Source organism: Sporomusaceae bacterium (assembly GCA_031460455.1).
In the GTDB taxonomy this organism is placed as follows: Bacteria; Bacillota; Negativicutes; order Sporomusales; family UBA7701; genus Anaeroselena.
On the sequence record JAVKTQ010000005.1, the window covers coordinates 46,208 to 62,463 of the forward strand.

At 62.6% G+C, this 16,256-nt stretch carries 19 protein-coding genes; 15 read left to right on the top strand and 4 right to left on the bottom strand.

What is annotated here, in order from left to right:
* Nucleotides 1-11 precede the first annotated feature (11 nt).
* The 8 genes from RIN56_09445 to RIN56_09480 all read left to right on the top strand — a co-directional run bounded on the left by RIN56_09445 (nucleotide 12) and on the right by RIN56_09480 (nucleotide 6,505).
* Nucleotides 12-1,976 carry a molybdopterin biosynthesis protein gene (locus RIN56_09445; protein MDR7867035.1) on the top strand — a complete coding sequence of 655 codons (1,965 nt, stop codon included), beginning with the start codon at nucleotides 12-14 and terminating at the stop codon, nucleotides 1,974-1,976.
* A gap of 17 nt (nucleotides 1,977-1,993) precedes the next feature.
* Nucleotides 1,994-2,293: a MoaD/ThiS family protein gene (locus tag RIN56_09450; GenBank protein ID MDR7867036.1), complete on the top strand. Its 300-nt coding sequence runs from the start codon at nucleotides 1,994-1,996 to the stop codon at nucleotides 2,291-2,293.
* Nucleotides 2,294-2,295: 2 nt separating this feature from the next.
* Nucleotides 2,296-2,532: a MoaD/ThiS family protein gene (locus RIN56_09455; protein MDR7867037.1), complete on the top strand. Its 237-nt coding sequence runs from the start codon at nucleotides 2,296-2,298 to the stop codon at nucleotides 2,530-2,532.
* A gap of 1 nt (nucleotide 2,533) precedes the next feature.
* Nucleotides 2,534-3,265, top strand: a complete 732-nt coding sequence (locus RIN56_09460) for a HesA/MoeB/ThiF family protein (protein MDR7867038.1) — start codon at nucleotides 2,534-2,536, stop codon at nucleotides 3,263-3,265.
* Nucleotides 3,266-3,514: 249 nt separating this feature from the next.
* Nucleotides 3,515-4,219: an ABC transporter permease gene (locus RIN56_09465; GenBank protein ID MDR7867039.1), complete on the top strand. Its 705-nt coding sequence runs from the start codon at nucleotides 3,515-3,517 to the stop codon at nucleotides 4,217-4,219.
* Entirely contained in the window at nucleotides 4,216-5,277 is a 1,062-nt protein-coding gene (locus tag RIN56_09470) for an ABC transporter ATP-binding protein (protein ID MDR7867040.1), read from the top strand. Before RIN56_09465 ends, RIN56_09470 begins: the two co-directional genes overlap by 4 nt.
* 31 nt (nucleotides 5,278-5,308) lie before the next feature.
* Entirely contained in the window at nucleotides 5,309-6,094 is a 786-nt protein-coding gene (gene hyi / locus RIN56_09475; GenBank protein MDR7867041.1) for a hydroxypyruvate isomerase, read from the top strand.
* 63 nt (nucleotides 6,095-6,157) lie between these two features.
* Nucleotides 6,158-6,505, top strand: coding sequence for a cupin domain-containing protein (locus tag RIN56_09480; GenBank protein MDR7867042.1), 348 nt, complete (start codon nucleotides 6,158-6,160; stop codon nucleotides 6,503-6,505).
* Nucleotides 6,506-6,799: 294 nt separating this feature from the next.
* Here the strand turns inward: RIN56_09480 and RIN56_09485 are convergent, their stop codons facing one another.
* Both RIN56_09485 and RIN56_09490 read right to left on the bottom strand, forming a co-directional pair.
* On the bottom strand, nucleotides 6,800-8,272 hold the full coding sequence (locus RIN56_09485; protein MDR7867043.1) for a DEAD/DEAH box helicase: 1,473 nt from the start codon (nucleotides 8,270-8,272) through the stop codon (nucleotides 6,800-6,802).
* Nucleotides 8,273-8,427: 155 nt separating this feature from the next.
* Nucleotides 8,428-8,727, bottom strand: a complete 300-nt coding sequence (locus tag RIN56_09490; GenBank protein MDR7867044.1) for a zinc-ribbon domain containing protein — start codon at nucleotides 8,725-8,727, stop codon at nucleotides 8,428-8,430.
* A gap of 374 nt (nucleotides 8,728-9,101) precedes the next feature.
* On the opposite strand from RIN56_09490, the gene RIN56_09495 reads away from it, so the two are divergent.
* The 7 genes from RIN56_09495 (at nucleotide 9,102) to RIN56_09525 (ending at nucleotide 14,292) form a co-directional block, all read left to right on the top strand.
* Nucleotides 9,102-9,260 carry a hypothetical protein gene (locus RIN56_09495; GenBank protein MDR7867045.1) on the top strand — a complete coding sequence of 53 codons (159 nt, stop codon included), beginning with the start codon at nucleotides 9,102-9,104 and terminating at the stop codon, nucleotides 9,258-9,260.
* A gap of 30 nt (nucleotides 9,261-9,290) precedes the next feature.
* Nucleotides 9,291-9,566, top strand: a complete 276-nt coding sequence (locus tag RIN56_09500; protein MDR7867046.1) for a hypothetical protein — start codon at nucleotides 9,291-9,293, stop codon at nucleotides 9,564-9,566.
* 223 nt (nucleotides 9,567-9,789) lie between these two features.
* Nucleotides 9,790-10,452: a GntR family transcriptional regulator gene (locus RIN56_09505; protein ID MDR7867047.1), complete on the top strand. Its 663-nt coding sequence runs from the start codon at nucleotides 9,790-9,792 to the stop codon at nucleotides 10,450-10,452.
* Nucleotides 10,453-10,556: 104 nt separating this feature from the next.
* Nucleotides 10,557-11,579, top strand: coding sequence for a C4-dicarboxylate TRAP transporter substrate-binding protein (locus tag RIN56_09510; GenBank protein ID MDR7867048.1), 1,023 nt, complete (start codon nucleotides 10,557-10,559; stop codon nucleotides 11,577-11,579).
* Between the two features lie 92 nt (nucleotides 11,580-11,671).
* A complete protein-coding gene (locus RIN56_09515; GenBank protein ID MDR7867049.1) occupies nucleotides 11,672-12,178 on the top strand; it encodes a TRAP transporter small permease in 507 nt (168 codons plus the stop codon).
* 29 nt (nucleotides 12,179-12,207) lie between these two features.
* Nucleotides 12,208-13,497, top strand: a complete 1,290-nt coding sequence (locus tag RIN56_09520) for a TRAP transporter large permease (protein MDR7867050.1) — start codon at nucleotides 12,208-12,210, stop codon at nucleotides 13,495-13,497.
* Between the two features lie 39 nt (nucleotides 13,498-13,536).
* Nucleotides 13,537-14,292, top strand: coding sequence for a glucose 1-dehydrogenase (locus RIN56_09525; protein ID MDR7867051.1), 756 nt, complete (start codon nucleotides 13,537-13,539; stop codon nucleotides 14,290-14,292).
* A 163-nt stretch (nucleotides 14,293-14,455) separates the two neighbouring features.
* On the opposite strand, the gene RIN56_09530 is transcribed toward RIN56_09525, so the two are convergent.
* Both RIN56_09530 and RIN56_09535 read right to left on the bottom strand, forming a co-directional pair.
* The gene (locus RIN56_09530; GenBank protein MDR7867052.1) at nucleotides 14,456-14,974 is read right to left on the bottom strand and encodes a 3-isopropylmalate dehydratase; all 519 of its coding nucleotides are present in this window, start codon (nucleotides 14,972-14,974) and stop codon (nucleotides 14,456-14,458) included.
* A 1-nt stretch (nucleotide 14,975) separates the two neighbouring features.
* Entirely contained in the window at nucleotides 14,976-16,238 is a 1,263-nt protein-coding gene (locus RIN56_09535) for a 3-isopropylmalate dehydratase large subunit (protein MDR7867053.1), read from the bottom strand.
* Between the last annotated feature and the right edge of the window lie 18 nt (nucleotides 16,239-16,256).

Below are 16,256 nucleotides of genomic sequence, written 5' to 3' on the forward strand. Positions count from 1 at the left end.
CGGGAGGGAACATGCGCAAAAACAAAGCCTACCTCAACTGCCTATCGCGCCGGCAGGCGCAGGAACTCTGGCGGCAAAGCCTCGAAGCCGGCGGCTGCTTCGCCGCGCCACCCACCGAAACAATCGCCGTTGACGCCGCCCTCGGCAGAGTCACCGCCTCCTCGGTCTACGCCAAAAACTCCGTGCCCCACTACAACGGCGCCGCCATGGACGGCATCGCCGTCTGGGCCCCCGACACCTTCGGCGCCCAAGAGACCGCCCCTCGCCGCCTCACCCTGCTCAGCGCCGCCAAGCCCTTCGCACCCGGCGGCTGCTACATGGTCGACACCGGCGACGCCATGCCGGCCGGCACAAACGCCGTCATAATGATCGAAGATGTCCACATCGACGGCGCTGCGGCCGAGATCACCGCCGCCGCCTCTCCCTGGCAGCACGTCCGCATCATCGGCGAAGACATCGTCGCCCAGGAGATGGTCGTCCCCGAACACCGCGTCATCACCCCGGTCGACATCGCCGCCCTGCTCGCCGCCGGCCTGGAAACGATCGAAGTCGTCAGAAAACCCCGCGTCGCCGTAATACCCACCGGCGACGAACTCGTCGCCACCAGCGCCGAACTCAGGCCCGGCGCCATCCTCGACGTCAACTCCCACATGCTTGCGGCCGCCGTCCTCTCCTGGGGCGGCGAGCCCGTCCGCCTGCCCATCGTCCGCGACAACGGCCAGGCCATCAAACAAACCGTCTTCGCCAGCCTCCAGACCTGCGACATGGTCGTCATCAACGCCGGCACCTCCGCCGGCCGCGAAGACTACACCGCCGACGTCCTCGCCGAGCTGGGCGAAGTCCTCGTCCACGGCGTAGCCATCAAACCCGGCAAACCCGTCGTCCTCGCCCTCTGCCAGGGCAAACCGGTGATCGGCCTGCCCGGCTACCCCGTCTCCGCCATGCTCACCGCCGAACTTTTCGTCCGCGACATCCTGCTCGCCCGGCAGAAACTGCCCGTCCCCGAGCCGACCCCCGTCGAAGCCGCCCTCGTCAAACAAGTCGCCTCCGCCATCGGCGTCGAAGAATACATCAGAGTATCGCTCGGCAGCATACGCGGCAAAACGGTCGCCGCTCCCCAGGCGCGGGGCGCCGGCCTCATATCCTCCCTTACAAAAGCCCAGGGCCTCATCGTCGTCGACGAAGCCAGCACCGGCCTCGCCGCCGGCGCCGTCCTGCCCGTGACGCCGCTCGGCCGCGTCCGGGCCGCCGACACCATCCTGGCCGTCGGCAGCCACGACATGGCCCTCGACATCCTCGGCGTCCACCTCCGCCGCCGGTCGGGCAACCTCTCCCTCGCCTGCGCCAACGTCGGCAGCATGGGCGGCATGATGGCCATCCGCAACAACGAAGCCCATATCGCCGGCATCCACCTCCTCGACGCCGCCACCGGGGAATACAACATCTCCCAGGTCGCAAAATTCCTTCCCGGCGGCGACTGGCGGCTAGTCCACATGGCCATGCGCCAGCAGGGCCTCATCGTCCCCGCCGGCAACCCGCGGGGCATAACCGACCTCGCCGACCTCGCCGGCCCCGGCGTCGTCTTCGTCAACAGGCAGCGCGGCTCAGGCACGCGCATGCTGCTCGACTACCGCCTCGGCCAGGCCGGCATCGACCCGGAGGCGATCGCCGGCTACGAAAAAGAAGTCGGCACCCACATGGCCGTCGCGGCCTCAGTCGCCGCCGGCGCGGCCGACGCCGGCCTCGGCGTCCAGGCAGCCGCCCTCGCCCTCGGCCTCGACTTCATCCCCGTCGCCCAGGAACAATACGACCTCATCCTCAACTTCGCCGCCGACGACGCGCGCGGCCAGTACATCATCGACATCCTGCGCAGCGATGAATTCCGCCGCGAGATCGAAGCCCTCGGCGGCTACGACCTGGAGGGCGCAGGCCGGATAATCGCCGCCGGCGCCGGCGGAGTGCCGGACCGCCGATAACCCAAGGAGGGATACTGATGACAGGCACAATCGAGCTCAGGGCCTTCATGGGCCTCGCCGACACCTTCCGCGAACGCGGCTGGGACAACCCCCGCCAGGTCGGCCTCGACGGCCCCACCAGCGGCTACGAACTCCTCGCCATGCTCGACATCCCCGTCGAGCAAGTCGAAGGCATCTTCATCAACGGCAAAGTCTCCCTGCCGCCCGTCGCCGTCGTCAACCCCGGCGACCGCGTGGCCCTCGCGCCGCCAGGCATCCCCGGCCCGTACCGCGTGCTGCTCGGCTTCAAACGCAAACTGCCTGGCGAAGGAGAATAGCCATGCGGCTCGAAATACGTCTATACGCCACCCTGCGCCAGGCGGTCCCGGCCTCGCCCGACGGCGTCGTCCCCCTCGACATCCCCGACGGCGCCACCGTCGCCCAGGTGCTGGGCCTCATCAAAATCGACCCCGCCGATGTCCGCATGATAATGGTCAACGGCGTTGCCGCCGAACTCGGCCAGACACTAAGGGACGGCGACCGCCTCGGCCTCTTCCCGCCGCTGGGCGGTGGCTGACATGGGCCGCGCAGAAACGCTCGCCATGCTCGCCGCCGGCCAGGTGCCCGAACGCTACCTGCGCAACATCGGCACCATCGGCGCCGCCGGCCAGGCGCGCCTGCTTGAAGCCAAAGTCGCCGTCGTCGGCGCCGGCGGCCTCGGCGGCACCATCGTCGAACTGCTTGCCAGGCAGGGGATAGGGTACCTCAAAGTCATCGACGGCGACGCCTTCGCCGCCCACAACCTCAACCGCCAGCTCCTGGCCGCCGAAAACAACCTCGGCGCGAATAAAGCAATCGCCGCCGCCGCGCGGGTCGCGGCCATCAACAGCGACGTCGCCGTCGACGCCGTGCCCCGCATGCTCGACGCCGACAACGCCGCCGGCCTCCTCGCCGGCATCGACATCGTCGTCGACGCCCTCGACAACATCGCCACCCGGCTGCTGCTCGGCCAAACCGCCCGCGACCTCGGCATCCCCCTCGTCCATGGCGCCATCGCCGGCTTCACCGGCCAGATCGCCACCATCCTCCCCGGCGACCCCGGACTCGACAGAATCTACAAACTGTGCGCCGGCCAGGCCAAAGGCATCGAAAACGCCCTCGGCAACCCGGCCGCCACCCCGGCCCTCGCCGCCTCGCTCCAGGTGCAGGAAGTCGTCAAACTCCTCACCGGCGTCGGCCGGCCGCTAAGCCGCCAACTGCTCTACTTCGACACCGAGCTTAACCTCTTCGAAATCTTCACCCTCGGCTGACCGCCGGCCCCGGCTGTCGATAAAGGCCCATCTGCGGCGTACCCGCAAGGGGCAGGCCGCCCCTCTAAGCGCTGAAGCGCCAAGAGTGGCGCACTTGCTCCTCGGCTGCCATCCTCAGCGTACGTTCGTGTACGCTTCCGGTGTCAGCCTGCGGTGCGCCTTGCATCTGGACCTTTCTAGCCAGCCTGAGTTTTCCCTACAGGCCCCGGCAGACCGCCGGAACAACAAAGACAACACCAAGGAGCGCCTATGCACGACATCTGGCAGGGCCTCGGGCAGGCCTTCTCCCTGCTCGCGGGCGGCGACAGCGAACTATATGACGTCATCTTCCTCACCCTCAGGGTATCGGGATTGGCGACCGTCATCAGCGTCCTCATCGGCCTGCCGGTCGGCCTGTGGCTGGCCCTCAGGGAATTCCCCGGCAAACGCCTCCTCGTCAGCCTCGTCAACTTCTCCATGGGCCTGCCGCCGGTCGTCGTCGGCCTGTTCGTCAGCCTGCTCCTGTGGCGCTACGGTCCCCTCGGCGCCCTCGGCCTCATGTACACCCCCTGGGCCATCATCATCGCCCAGGCCGTCATCGCCAGCCCCATCATCGCCGGCCTCTCCTTCGCCGCCATCGGCAGCTTGAGCCCCAAACTCCGCCTTCAGCTCCTCTCCCTCGGAGCGACCGGCTGGCAGGTCAACTGGCAGCTCATCCGCGAAGCAAAACTCGGCCTCATGGCCGCCGTCATCGCCGGCTTCGGCGGCGTCGTCTCCGAAGTCGGCGCCTCGATGATGGTCGGCGGCAACATCAAAGGCCAGACCAGAGTCCTCACCACCGCCACCGTCATGGAAGTCGGCAAAGGCAACTACGACATCGCCATCGCCATCGCCTTCGTCCTTCTCTTCGTCGCCTACAGCGTCGTCGCTCTGCTCACATACCTCCAGCACAGCGGAAAGGGGGAAGGGCGATGACCGAAATCCTCGTTTCCCTTGAAAACGTCACCTTCGACCGCGGCCCCCGCAAACGCGTCCTCGACATCGACCGCCTCGCCGTCAGCCGCGGCGAACTCGTCGCCCTCGTCGGCCCCAACGGCGCCGGCAAAAGCACCCTCCTCCAGGTCATAAACCTTCTCCATCCCCACCGCGGTGCCATCGCCCTCTTCGGGCAGGACGCCCGCCGCGCCGACAAAACCGCCCTGCGCCGCCGCTGCGCCATGCTCTTCCAGGACGCCCTCCTCCTCGACGACACCGTCTTCGCCAACGTCGCCTGGCCTCTCAAAATCAGGGGAATCGGGCCTCATGACATCACAGCCCGCGTCCGCCGCGCCCTCGCCGACTTCCGCTGCGACCATCTCGGAGAACGGCGGGCCAGATCCCTGTCCGGCGGCGAAGCCCAGCGCGTCTCGCTCGCCCGTGCCCTCGCCGTCGACCCCGACCTCCTCCTCCTCGACGAACCCTTCTCCGCCCTCGACCCGGCGACCAGGAACGAACTCATCGGCGAAATCCGCCACCTGGCCGAAACAAGAGGCATGACCGTCATCCTCGTCAGCCACAGCTTCGCCGACGTCCTCCACTTCGCCGAACGGGCCGTCGTCATGGAAGCCGGCCGCATCGTCCAGGACGACAGGCCGGAAACCGTCCTGCGCCGCCCCGCCAACGAACAGATCGCCCGCCTCGTCGGCATGGACAACATCCTCCCCTGCCGGCTCGAAAGGGTGGGAGAAGAGACCTGCGTCACCCTCGCCGGCGGCCTGCGCTTCCCTTATCCCGCCGCCGTCAGCGGGCCGGTCTCCGCCTGCTGCCTCCCCGGCGACGCCCTCCAACTCTGGGACGACCGCCTCGCCGCCTCCACCGTGCCGTGGGTCGCCGTCGAAGGCCGCGTCCAGCGCCTGTTGCCCGGCATCGGCGCCGGCAAACTGTTCGTCCGCGCCGGCGAACTAACCCTCTGCGCCCGCGTACCGCGCGCCTTTGCCCCCGAAAGCGATACCGTAAAACTTGCCTTCGACCCTGCGGATGCCCATATAGTTTAATCTGATCTGTCTACAGAAGTGGGGGAGTACCGTGCCGAAATTCGCCGCCAACTTAAGCTTCCTCTTCACCGAAGTCCCGTTCCCGGAGCGCTTTGCCCTCGCCCGCGCGGCCGGCTTCACCGCCGTCGAATACCACTTCCCCTACGACTACAGCCCGGCCGCCCTCAAAGAGCGCCTCCAGACCAATGGCCTCAGCCAGGTCCTCTTCAACCTGCCGCCCGGCGACTGGGCTTCAGGCGAGCGCGGCATTGCCGCCGTCCCCGGTAGAAGTGCGGAATTCCGGGCCGGGGTGGGCAAAGCCGTCGAATACGCCTGCGCTTTAGGCGTGCCGCGGGTCAACTGCCTGGCCGGCATCATGGTAAAAGGCCACAGCGAAGCCGAGCACCGGCAGACGCTCGCCGCCAACGTGCGCTACGCCGCCGAAGCCTTCCACGCCAACGGCCTCAGCCTCGTCGTCGAAGCCATCAACCGCTTCGACATGCCCGGCTTCCTCCTCAACAAAACCTCCCAGGTACTAGAACTCATCGCAGAAGTAGCCATGCCCAACGTCTTCCTCCAGTACGACATCTACCATGCCCAGCGGGAAGAAGGCGGGCTTATCAGCACCCTGCGCAGCCATATCGCCCGCATCGGCCATATCCAGATCGCCGACAACCCCGGCCGTCACCAGCCGGGCACGGGGGAAATCGACTACCCCGCCATCTTTGCCGAACTCGACGCCCTTGGCTATGAAGGCCACATCGGCCTCGAATACATCCCCAGCCCCGACACCGCGGCCTCCCTCGGGTGGCTAAAACAGTTCGGCTACACGCTATGAGCAGGAAAAGCCGCCGCGACGGAGAAATAAAACAGCGCGAAAACATCCGGGGAGGGCGATAATATGATCAAACGCAACGGGAGTCTGCCCAGCGAAGTATTTGCCAACCGCTTCGGCGGCAACGGCGAGGTCAAGTTCACCAGAATAATCGAGAAGGACGACTTCCAGGGTAAGGGCAGATTATTCTCCATCACCGCCCTCGAGCCGGGCTGCTCCCTGGGCCTCCACACCCATACCGGCGAAATGGAGGTCTACTACATCCTCCGCGGCCAGGGCACCGTCAACGACAACGGCGCCGAAACCCTCGTCGGCCCCGGCGACGTCGTCCTCACCAAAGACGGCGAAAGCCACGCCATCGCCAACACCGGCGACACCACCCTCGAACTCGTCGCCCTGATACTGTTCAGCTAACACAAAAGGACCGCAACCTCCCGGTTGCGGTTCTTCTCATGTCGGCCGTCCAGCAGCGCCCATCTGCGGCGTACCCGCAAGGGGCAGGCCGCAGTTCTAAGCGCTTACGCGCTAAGAACTAGCGCACTTGCTCCTCGGCTGCCATCCTCAGCGTACGTTCGTGTACGCGCGATGCTGTTAAACCGATCCTGTGCAAACAACGCGTCTAAACATTGTCGCGGAGGAAACGGTGGTGTCAGCCTCCGGTGCGCCTTGCATCTGGGCACTTCTGAACGGCCGCGGCAATACGTTGTTTTAATACTTCCACGCCTTCTCGCCGCCGGCCTTTGCCTTCGGCATAAACCCGCCCGCGCCGGCCTTCACCTTCGGCATAAAGCCGCCGGGGCCGGCCTTCGCCCGCGGCGCGAACCCGCCGCCCGAACGCCGCTGGTTGCCGCCATACCGCGGCCTTAAAGGCGCCTCCTCCGTGATCTTCACCGGCGTCGTCACCGGCTCCTTCGTCAGCATCTTCAGCGCCGCCGCCAGCAGCGACACCGAATCCAGCTCCCCTAAAAGCTCCTCGGCCCGGCCGCGGTACTGCTCGGCGCCGCCTTCCTCCACCTGCTGCAGCAGCCGCTCAACAGCCAGGCGCTGCTGGCCCGCCATCGCGTCCGTAAGCGTCGGGACGGCCATCTTGGCGATCTTGCGCCGCGTCGTATACTCGATGGAGCGGAGATGATCGAGCTCGCGGGGGATGACGAACGTCACCGCCATCCCCGTCTGTCCGGCCCGGCCGGTGCGGCCGATGCGGTGCACATAACTCTCCGCGTCCTGGGGGATATCGAAATTATACACATGGCTCACGCCGCTCACATCCAGGCCGCGGGCAGCGACATCGGTCGCCACCAGAATATCGGTTATCCCCTCGCGGAACTGGCGCAGCACCATATCCCGCTTCGTCTGCGTCAAATCGCCGTGGATGCCCTCCGCCGAATAACCGCGCTTCTTCAGCGCCTCGGCCAGCTCGTCCACGCGGCGTTTCGTCCGCCCGAAAACGATCGACAACTCGGGATCCTGAATATCGAGCAGGCGGCACAGCACATCGAACTTCTCGCGGTCGTGCAGCTCCACATACCGCTGCTCGGTCAGCGGCGCGGTAACCTCCTTATTTTTCACGCTGATCAGCGCCGGATCGCGCTGGAACCGCTGCGCCAGGTTCTGAATCTGCCGGGGCATGGTCGCCGAAAATAAAACCGTCTGGTGCTCGGCGGTGATCGTCGCCAGGATCTTCTCGATATCCTCGATAAAGCCCATGTTCAGCATCTCGTCCGCCTCGTCGAGAATCACCATCCGCGTATCGTTCAGCCTGATCGTCCGCCGATCCATATGGTCCATTAGCCGTCCCGGCGTTGCCACGATAATCTGCGGCCCTCTTTTCAGCGCCTTGATCTGGCGCCCGATATCCTGGCCGCCGTATATCGGCAGCGCGTGGGCAGCCGTGAACTGCCCGATCTTATTAAGCTCCTCCGCCACCTGAATGGCGAGCTCGCGCGTCGGCGTCAGCACGATCCCCTGGAGAGGCGCGGCGCTCTGGCCCACCGTCTCCAGCAGCGGAATGCCGAAAGCCGCCGTTTTTCCCGTCCCCGTCTGCGCCTGGCCGACAAGATCCCGGCCGGTCATCAGCACCGGGATCGTTTCCACCTGGATCGGCGTCGGCTCCTCGAACCCCATCTCGTTCAGCGCCCTCGCTATCTTGTCGCTTATCCCCAGTGCTTTAAATCTATCCAAATTAACTTCCTCCTTATATTCTTGTATCTATGTAGGTACCGCTAGTATTCCCCGCAGAAAAAAGAGAATTCCCTGCCGTGCGGCAGGGAATTCTCCGGCCGAAAAGATTACAAAAACTAAAAATCCCCCGCCAAACGGCGGGGGATTTTGAAATCCTAGTAACGCTTGTTGGCGGCGAAGCAGTCGCGGCAGTAAACCGGACGGTCGCTGCTCGGACGGAAAGGAACCTGGGTCTGCACGCCACAGGCGGCGCAGGTAACGTCGTGCATTTCGCGCTGTTGGTAGCTGCCGCCGCGGCTCATGCCACGGTTCTGCTGCTTGCGGGCTGCACGGCACTCGGGGCAACGGCCCGGCTCGTTGGTGAAGCCTTTCTCGGCGAAGAAATCTTGCTCCGAAGCGGTGAACACGAACTCGGCGCCACAATCGCGGCAGGTAAGGTTTTTGTCTTGACTCATATCAATAGCCTCCTCAAAATTTTTACCCAAATAGATAATTGAGAACTCATCGGGCTTCCCGTTTGAGAAGGACTAATGAAACTTCCCTAGCCTATTATATGGGCTCTTAAACTATAACCTAATTTTGGGCGATAGTCAAGGAAAAACCAGAAAAAATTTTCCGCCGCCGCCCTCGCGGCGGAAAACAACCTCGCCGAGCCGGTAAACGCCGGCGGATTTCGAATAAAAAATGTAAGAATTAGCGGTGGCAAGCCTAATAATATAAAGAATTAATACTCGATTTGCTAATCGAGGAAAAACATTGCCCCCGCCGCTTTAATAGTGTAAAATATAAACATGACTACCGTCGCAACCGACCATTACAGGAGGATATAATGAAAAGCACAGACAACTGGTGGTTCTATCAGGACTCGAAAGGGCAGTGGCGGTGGAAACGGACAACCTTCGTCGGCAAAATCGTCGGCTACTCCCCTGGCTATCCCAGCAAAGAAGACTGCATCGCCCACGCGAAGCTCAGCGGCTACCTCGGCTAATCGTTTTCGGAGCGGAAAGGAGTTCCCGGCATGAAAACCCACGCCGACATCATCGACCAGCTGAAGACCATGGAAGCCTACCTCAGGGAAGAATTCGCCGTCACCCAGATGGGATTGGTCTCCACCAACGTCGAATACAAGCCTGTAGCCAGCGTCCGTCTGTTCGTCGTCGGCCCTGGGCCGGCCGTCTTCGGCCCGCTTGAGGAATATCTCGCAGACAAACTTGACCTAACCGTCGAAGTCATAGCGCGGGCGAACGCCAACGGCACCTTCCGGTACGTGTTCACCTCGCCCCGTGCTGAATAACATAGTTTCGGTTCACAGGCAGCCCCTTCCGGGGCTGTTTTTGCGTCTAATCGCCCGCTCGCCTCGCCGCCATTGCACAATAATTGGAACTATTCAGGGAAATAGGCAGGATAATTGGCAACAACCACCGAAATACATTTTAGATTTTAAATCTAAAAATTAAACTTCTTATATAAACTCGCGCTCAGCGACACGGTTTAGGAGGCTTTAAGGATTGGAAACAATGCATTACCCGACCCAGACACTCGTCGACGTGGCTTACAAAGCGCTCAAGAAAGACATCGCGGAAGGCGTTCTGATCCCCGGCCAAAAACTCATCACCCGTGAACTCAACGAAAGATACCGCATCAGCGAAACCCCCATCAAACAGGCTCTCAACAGACTGATAACCGAAGGCCTTGTGGAAAGCACCCCCCGCCGGGGCCACAAAGTCAGGGATATCAAATGGGACGAGATCGAAGAACTGTGGGACATCCGGCTGATGTTCGAAACCTACTACGCCAGCCAGATAATCCGCAACTTCGACACCGCCACCGCCGAAAAACTCGCCGCCAACATCGTCGAACACACCCGCATCATCGAAAACGCCGCCGACCTCAACGACTACTTCCGCAACTACTACCTCGACCAGGAATTCCACCAACTGTACGTCAAATGCGCCGGCAACAAAAGGATGGCGAGGATATTCAACGCCCTCGGCACCCACGTATACTCCTACTATATCTACGGGCGGCAGGGCAAAGAAGAAACCATCGCCGGCGTCAAGGAGCACGAAGCCATCTTCGCCGCCCTCATCGCCGGGGACGAGGACGAACTCAAACGCTGCGTGGCAATCCACATCACCAACGCCAAAAACAAGGTCAACAGAATCCTCGGAAAAGGGTAGGCACCAATTGCTCTTACTGCTGGCAGAAAGGAAAAGGGAGGGAGAGGGTATAAACAGCGGCCGGCATCTGGGTGTATTTAATTTTAGAGGGAGGGAACAGTTTAGTGAAAAAGTACGCCAAGCTTATCGGTATCCTCATGGTTTTGGTAATGGTCTCGGTGCTCGTGGCCGCCTGCGGCAAGTCCGAGCCGGCCAAACAGGAAGCTCCCAAGCAAAAATTCGTCCTCAAATTCAACCACGTCCTCGCCGAATCCGAGCCCTTCAACAAAGGCTTCCAGAACTGGGCCAAGGCCGTTAAGGAACGCACCAACGGCGGTCTGGAGATCCAGGTCTTCCACAGCGCCCAGCTCGGTGTCGAAGAAGACATCATCGAACAGATCCGCAAAGGCGCCAACGTCGGCCAGAACACCGACTCCGCCCGCCTCGGCATGTACGTGCCCGCCATTGCCGTCATGAACGCCCCCTACTTCGTCGACTCCATCGACGAAGTCGCCAAACTCCGCGAACTCGCCACCGTCAAGGCCTGGCAGAAAGAACTCGAAGACAAGCACGGCATCAAGATCCTGTCCTTCACCTGGGTACAGGGTATGAGGCACATGGTAACAAATAAACCGATCAAAACCCCCGAAGACCTCAAGGGCCTGCGCATCCGTACCCCGGGCGTCCCCATCTGGCAGGAATCCATCCGTGCCATCGGCGCCACCCCTGTAGCCCTGCCCTTCGGTGAAGTCTACATCGCCACCCAGCAGAAAGCCATCGACGGCGCCGACCTCGTCTACCGCAACGTCACCGGCGCCAAACTCTTCGAAGTCGCCAAATACATGAGCGAAACCAAACACATCCTCCTCATCAACTTCGAAGTCGTCAGCAAAAAATGGTTCGACTCCCTGCCGCCCGAATACCAGAAAATCCTCGTAGAAGAGTGCGATAAAGCCGGCCTCGAGACCTCCCGCGTAATGGAGAAAGAAATCGAAGCCCTCCAGAAAGAACTGACCGGCAAAGGCATGACCATCGTCAAGGACGTCGACATCGCCGCCTTCAAGAAAGCCGGCGAAGGCGCCTACCAAGTCCTCAAGCTCACCGAAGTCCGCGATCAGCTCTACAAGGAAATGGGCAAAAAGAAATAGTCATCCGGTGCGAACTGATCGGTTATCCGGCCCCGCCGCCCGCGGCGGGGCCGGAAACTGGCTTTTCGCCGCAAAGGCGGGGGAATTGAGTCGTGAAAAAGCTTTACGAAAACATCATCAAATTTGAAGTCCGGATCGCAATGGCCTGCCTCGCGCTCCTGTCCGCCCTGGTCCTCTTCTCGGCGGTCGCCAGAACGATCGGCATGCCGGTCAAATGGGCGGTCGACGCCGCCACCTTCCTGTTTGCCTGGTGCGTCTTCCTCGGCAGCGACGCCGCCATGCGCCACGACAAACTGTTCGCCATCGAAGTCATCACCGGCAAGCTGCCCAAGAAAGTGCAGCACTGGTTAAAACTTATAAACTGGGGCATCATCATCGCTTTTCTCGCCTTCCTGATCGTCTACGGCATTCAGCTTTCCTACGACACCAGGCTAAGAGCCTTCCAGGGCATCCCCGGCTTCAGCTACACCTGGGTCACCATCAGCGTACCGCTGGGGTCGCTGCTCATGCTGATAACCGCCGTCCTCAAGGCCAAGCAGCAAATCAAGGCCGGCTACGCAAATATCAGGAGCAGCGGAGGCGGCAAAGAGCTTCTCTAAGCCGCTGTCGCCGACAGGAGGATTGACACATGACCGAAGTATTCGCCACCTTTTTCATACTGATGCTCATGGGCATGCCGGTTTGCTTCGCCATCGGCATTGCCGGCACGGTATTCTTCTTCTCGCAGCCCACCCTGCCGTCCAGCATCCCGGTACAGCTCACCCTCACCCAGACGCAGAGCTTCGTGCTACTCGCCATTCCCCTCTTCATGTTTGCCGGCAACCTCTTAAACGAATCCGGCATCACCCACCGGCTGATGAAGCTCTCGGCCGTACTCGCCGGCCACATGCGCGCCGGCCTCGCCCAGGTCAACACCGTCCTCGCCGCCATGATGGGCGGCATCACCGGCTCCGCTATCGCCGACGCCACCATGCAGGCCCGCGTCCTCGGACCCGGCATGATCGAGCGCGGCTACTCGCGCGGCTTCGCCGCCGGCGTCATCGGCTTCAGCTCCCTCATCGTCACCATGATCCCCCCCGGCATCGGCCTCATCCTTTACGGCAGCATCGGCGAAGTCTCCATCGGCCGCCTGTTCGCCGGCGGACTGGTCCCCGGCTTCCTCATGACCGTCCTCATGATGCTCGCCATCTCCTGGACCGCGCGGCGTAAAGGCTATGAGCCCGAGCGTCAGCAGCCAGTTTCCTTCAAGGAAGGCTTCGCCACCTTCATGGAATGTATCTGGGCCTTCCTGTTTCCCATCTTGCTCATTGCCGGCCTCAGGTTCGGTTTCTTTACCCCCTCCGAAGCCGGCGCCTTCGCCGTCGCCTACGCGATAATCATCGGCCTCGCCGTCTACCGCGAACTCACCTGGAAAAAATTCCTCAAAACCCTCGAAGAAACCGTCACCGATATCGGCATGGTAATGCTCCTCATCTGTATGTCGGCCATCTTCAGCTATGGCCTTACCTGGGAGCAGATTCCCCAGCAGCTCGCCGAATTCATGCTCGGCATTTCCTCCACCCCGTGGGTGATAATGCTCATCATCATCGTCTTCCTTCTCGTCGCCGGCATGTTCATGGACTCCACCGTCCTTATCCTGCTCCTCACCGCCATCCTCATCCCCGTAGTCAAAGAAGTCGGCATCGACCTCGTCCACTTCGGCGTCATCATGATTCTCACCCTCACCTTCGGCCTGCTCACCCCGCCCGTCGGCGTGGTGACGTATATCGTCTGCACCATCTTCGAATGCTCAATATCCTCTCTCTTCAAAGAAGCCTGGCCGCTCTTCCTCGCCTGCGTCGCCGTGGCCCTCGCCTGCGTCTTCTTCCCCGAGCTAGTGCTATTCGTTCCCGACCTCATCTTTGGGAAGCAACTGTAGCGTCGCAATCCGCAAACATACATAACGGAGTGATAAAATATGCGATTCACCGGTAAAGTCGTCCTCATCACCGGCGCCGGCGCCGGCATCGGCCGCGCCGCCGCCGAACTCTTCGCCTGCGAAGGCGCCAGCGTCGTCGTCAACAGCGTCTCGGCCAGCGGCGCCGAAACCCTCGCCCTCGTCAAAAAAGCCGGCGGCGCCGGCCTCTTCGTCCAGGGTGACGTCGCCAACGCCGCCGACGCCAAACGGATGGTCGACGAAGCCGTCCGCGCCTTCGGCAAACTCGACATCCTCGCCAACGTCGCCGGCATCGTCATCGGCGGCCGGGTCGACACCCTGAGCGAGGAAGACTTCGACCGCACCATGGACGTCAACGTCAAGGGCACCTTCCTCACGTGCAAATACGCCGTACCGGAAATGAAAAAGAACGGCGGCGGCGTCATCGTCAACGTCTCCTCCGTCGCCGCCTTCAAAGGCTTCCCCGAGCGCAGCGTCTACGCCGCCTCCAAAGGCGCGGTCGTCGCCCTCTCCAAAGCCATGGCCGCCGACTACATCAAAGACAACATCCGCGTCAACGTCGTCTGCCCCGGCACCACCGACAGCCCCTCGATGGAAGCGCGCATGCGGTCCGCCGCCGACTACGAGGCCGCCAAAGCCGCCTTCATCGCCCGCCAGCCCATGGGCCGCCTCGGCGCCCCCGAAGAAATCGCCCACGCCATCCTCTTCGCCTGCTGCGACGAAGCAGCCTTCTTTAACGGGGGCATCCTGACCATCGACGGCGGCGCGACCATTTAAACTCGGTCGTTGATAACCTACCATCTGCGGCGTTGCTCCTCAGAGCGCTTGCTTGCGTACATCCGAGTACGCGGCGCGGCGCGCTCTTCCGGTGCGCCTTGCATCTGGCAGGTTCTGAACGACCTCGTGCTTAGTGCCATAAGAACGAAAGAAGACCTGGCGTTTACGCCAGGTCTTTCTTATCGACATCAATCCCGTACTTTTTCTCCAAAAATCCGATCAGCCCGCCGGCGGACAGCACATCCATCACCGGCGCCGACAGCGGCGCGGCGTGGTACGTCTCGCCCTTCGTCACATTCGTGATCGACCCCGTTCCCAGGTCGATCGCCACGATATCGCCGTCCGCGATCCTGTCCGTCTCCGCGCACTCCAGCACCGGCAAACCGATATTGATTGCATTGCGGTAAAAGATGCGGGCGAAAAACTTCGCCACGATCGCCCCCACGCCCGCCATCTTCAGCGCGATCGGCGCCGTCTCGCGGCTCGAGCCGGGGCCGAAATTCGCCCCGGCGACGAGGATATCGCCCGGCGCCACCTTTGCGCCGAACCGCTCGTCGATCCCCTCCATCGCGTGCTGGGCGACCACCTCCAGCGACTTCTCCAGATACTGGGGCGGGGAAATAAGATCAGTGTTGATATTATCGCCGTACTTCAGCGCCTTGCCTTTGACAATACTCATCATATCAGCCCTCCTGCAAAAACTTGCGCGGGTCGGTTATCCGCCCCTCAATCGCCGCCGCCGCCACTGACGCCGGCGACCCCAGGAAGATCTCCGCCTCCTTGTGGCCCATCCGGCCGACGAAATTGCGGTTTGTCGACGAAATCGCCCGTTCGCCCCGCGCCAGGATGCCGCTGTGCAGCCCCAGGCAAGCTCCGCAGCTCGGCGCCAGCACCATCGCCCCCGCCGCCGACAGCGTCTCGATGACCCCTTCGCGGATAGCGCGGTGGTAAATCGAGCGCGACGCCGCCGAAACCAGCAGCCGCACCTCGGGGTGCACCCTGCGGCCCTTCAGCACCCGCGCCGCCTCCGCCAGATCGGCAAAACGGCCGTTTGTACACGACCCCAGATACGCCTGGTGGATAACCTCGCCCGCCGCCGACGTCACATCCACCACTCTATCCACCTCATGCGGCAGGGCGATCTGTGGCGCAAGCTCCGCAGCGTCGAAAGTAAACCGCTCGCCGTACGCCGCGTCCGCGTCGCTCAAAAGCGGTATCCCCGGCCGCGCCCCGATAGCGGCCAGATACGCCGCCACCTTCTCGTCCGGGGCGATCAGCCCCGCCTTCGCCCCCGCCTCCACCGCCATATTCGCGATCGTCATCCGTTCGTCCACCGACAGCGCGCTTATCGCCTCGCCCGCGAACTCCATCGCCTTATAAGTCGCCCCCGCCTGGCCGATCTCCTTGATCGTCCGCAGGATCAGATCCTTCGCGTAAACGCCCGGCGGCAGGCGTCCGTTCCAAACCAACAGCATCGACTCCGGCACCCGCAGCCATATCTGTCCCGACACCAGCACCCCCAGCATCTCCGTCGAGCCGATGCCTGTGCCGAAACAGCCGAACGCGCCCGCCGTCGTCGTATGCGAATCCGTCCCCACCATCAGCGTCCCCGGAATATCGAACCCCATCTCCGCCAGCACCTGATGGCACGGCCCCAGGCCCTCGTAATACCTGCCGATGCCGTACTCCTTCGCCCAATTGCGGGTGAACTGCAGGATCTCGGCCTGGCTGATCGTCGCCGCCGGCGAATAATGATCCGAGATGATCACCACCTTATCCCTGTCCCAGACACGGTTGCCCATCCTCCTGATATGGTCGGCAATCACCACCCGCGGGCCGAGCAGGTCATCCATCATCGCCGTGTCCACATTCGCCCACACGAACTCTCCCGGCCGCACAGCCTCCCTGCCGGCCGCCCTGGCGATTATCTTCTCCGCCATCGTCATACCCACCACAGTATCCTC

Bases quoted from the DNA above. Each gene is read 5' to 3' on its own strand.
- RIN56_09445 (MDR7867035.1), top strand. From the start codon at position 12: ATGCGCAAAAACAAAGCCTACCTCAACTGCCTATCGCGCCGGCAGGCG.
- RIN56_09450 (MDR7867036.1), top strand. From the start codon at position 1,994: ATGACAGGCACAATCGAGCTCAGGGCCTTCATGGGCCTCGCCGACACC.
- RIN56_09455 (MDR7867037.1), top strand. From the start codon at position 2,296: ATGCGGCTCGAAATACGTCTATACGCCACCCTGCGCCAGGCGGTCCCG.
- RIN56_09460 (MDR7867038.1), top strand. From the start codon at position 2,534: ATGGGCCGCGCAGAAACGCTCGCCATGCTCGCCGCCGGCCAGGTGCCC.
- RIN56_09465 (MDR7867039.1), top strand. From the start codon at position 3,515: ATGCACGACATCTGGCAGGGCCTCGGGCAGGCCTTCTCCCTGCTCGCG.
- RIN56_09470 (MDR7867040.1), top strand. From the start codon at position 4,216: ATGACCGAAATCCTCGTTTCCCTTGAAAACGTCACCTTCGACCGCGGC.
- RIN56_09480 (MDR7867042.1), top strand. From the start codon at position 6,158: ATGATCAAACGCAACGGGAGTCTGCCCAGCGAAGTATTTGCCAACCGC.
- RIN56_09490 (MDR7867044.1), bottom strand. From the start codon at position 8,727: ATGAGTCAAGACAAAAACCTTACCTGCCGCGATTGTGGCGCCGAGTTC.
- RIN56_09495 (MDR7867045.1), top strand. From the start codon at position 9,102: ATGAAAAGCACAGACAACTGGTGGTTCTATCAGGACTCGAAAGGGCAG.
- RIN56_09500 (MDR7867046.1), top strand. From the start codon at position 9,291: ATGAAAACCCACGCCGACATCATCGACCAGCTGAAGACCATGGAAGCC.
- RIN56_09505 (MDR7867047.1), top strand. From the start codon at position 9,790: ATGCATTACCCGACCCAGACACTCGTCGACGTGGCTTACAAAGCGCTC.
- RIN56_09520 (MDR7867050.1), top strand. From the start codon at position 12,208: ATGACCGAAGTATTCGCCACCTTTTTCATACTGATGCTCATGGGCATG.
- RIN56_09525 (MDR7867051.1), top strand. From the start codon at position 13,537: ATGCGATTCACCGGTAAAGTCGTCCTCATCACCGGCGCCGGCGCCGGC.
- RIN56_09530 (MDR7867052.1), bottom strand. From the start codon at position 14,974: ATGATGAGTATTGTCAAAGGCAAGGCGCTGAAGTACGGCGATAATATC.
- RIN56_09535 (MDR7867053.1), bottom strand. From the start codon at position 16,238: ATGACGATGGCGGAGAAGATAATCGCCAGGGCGGCCGGCAGGGAGGCT.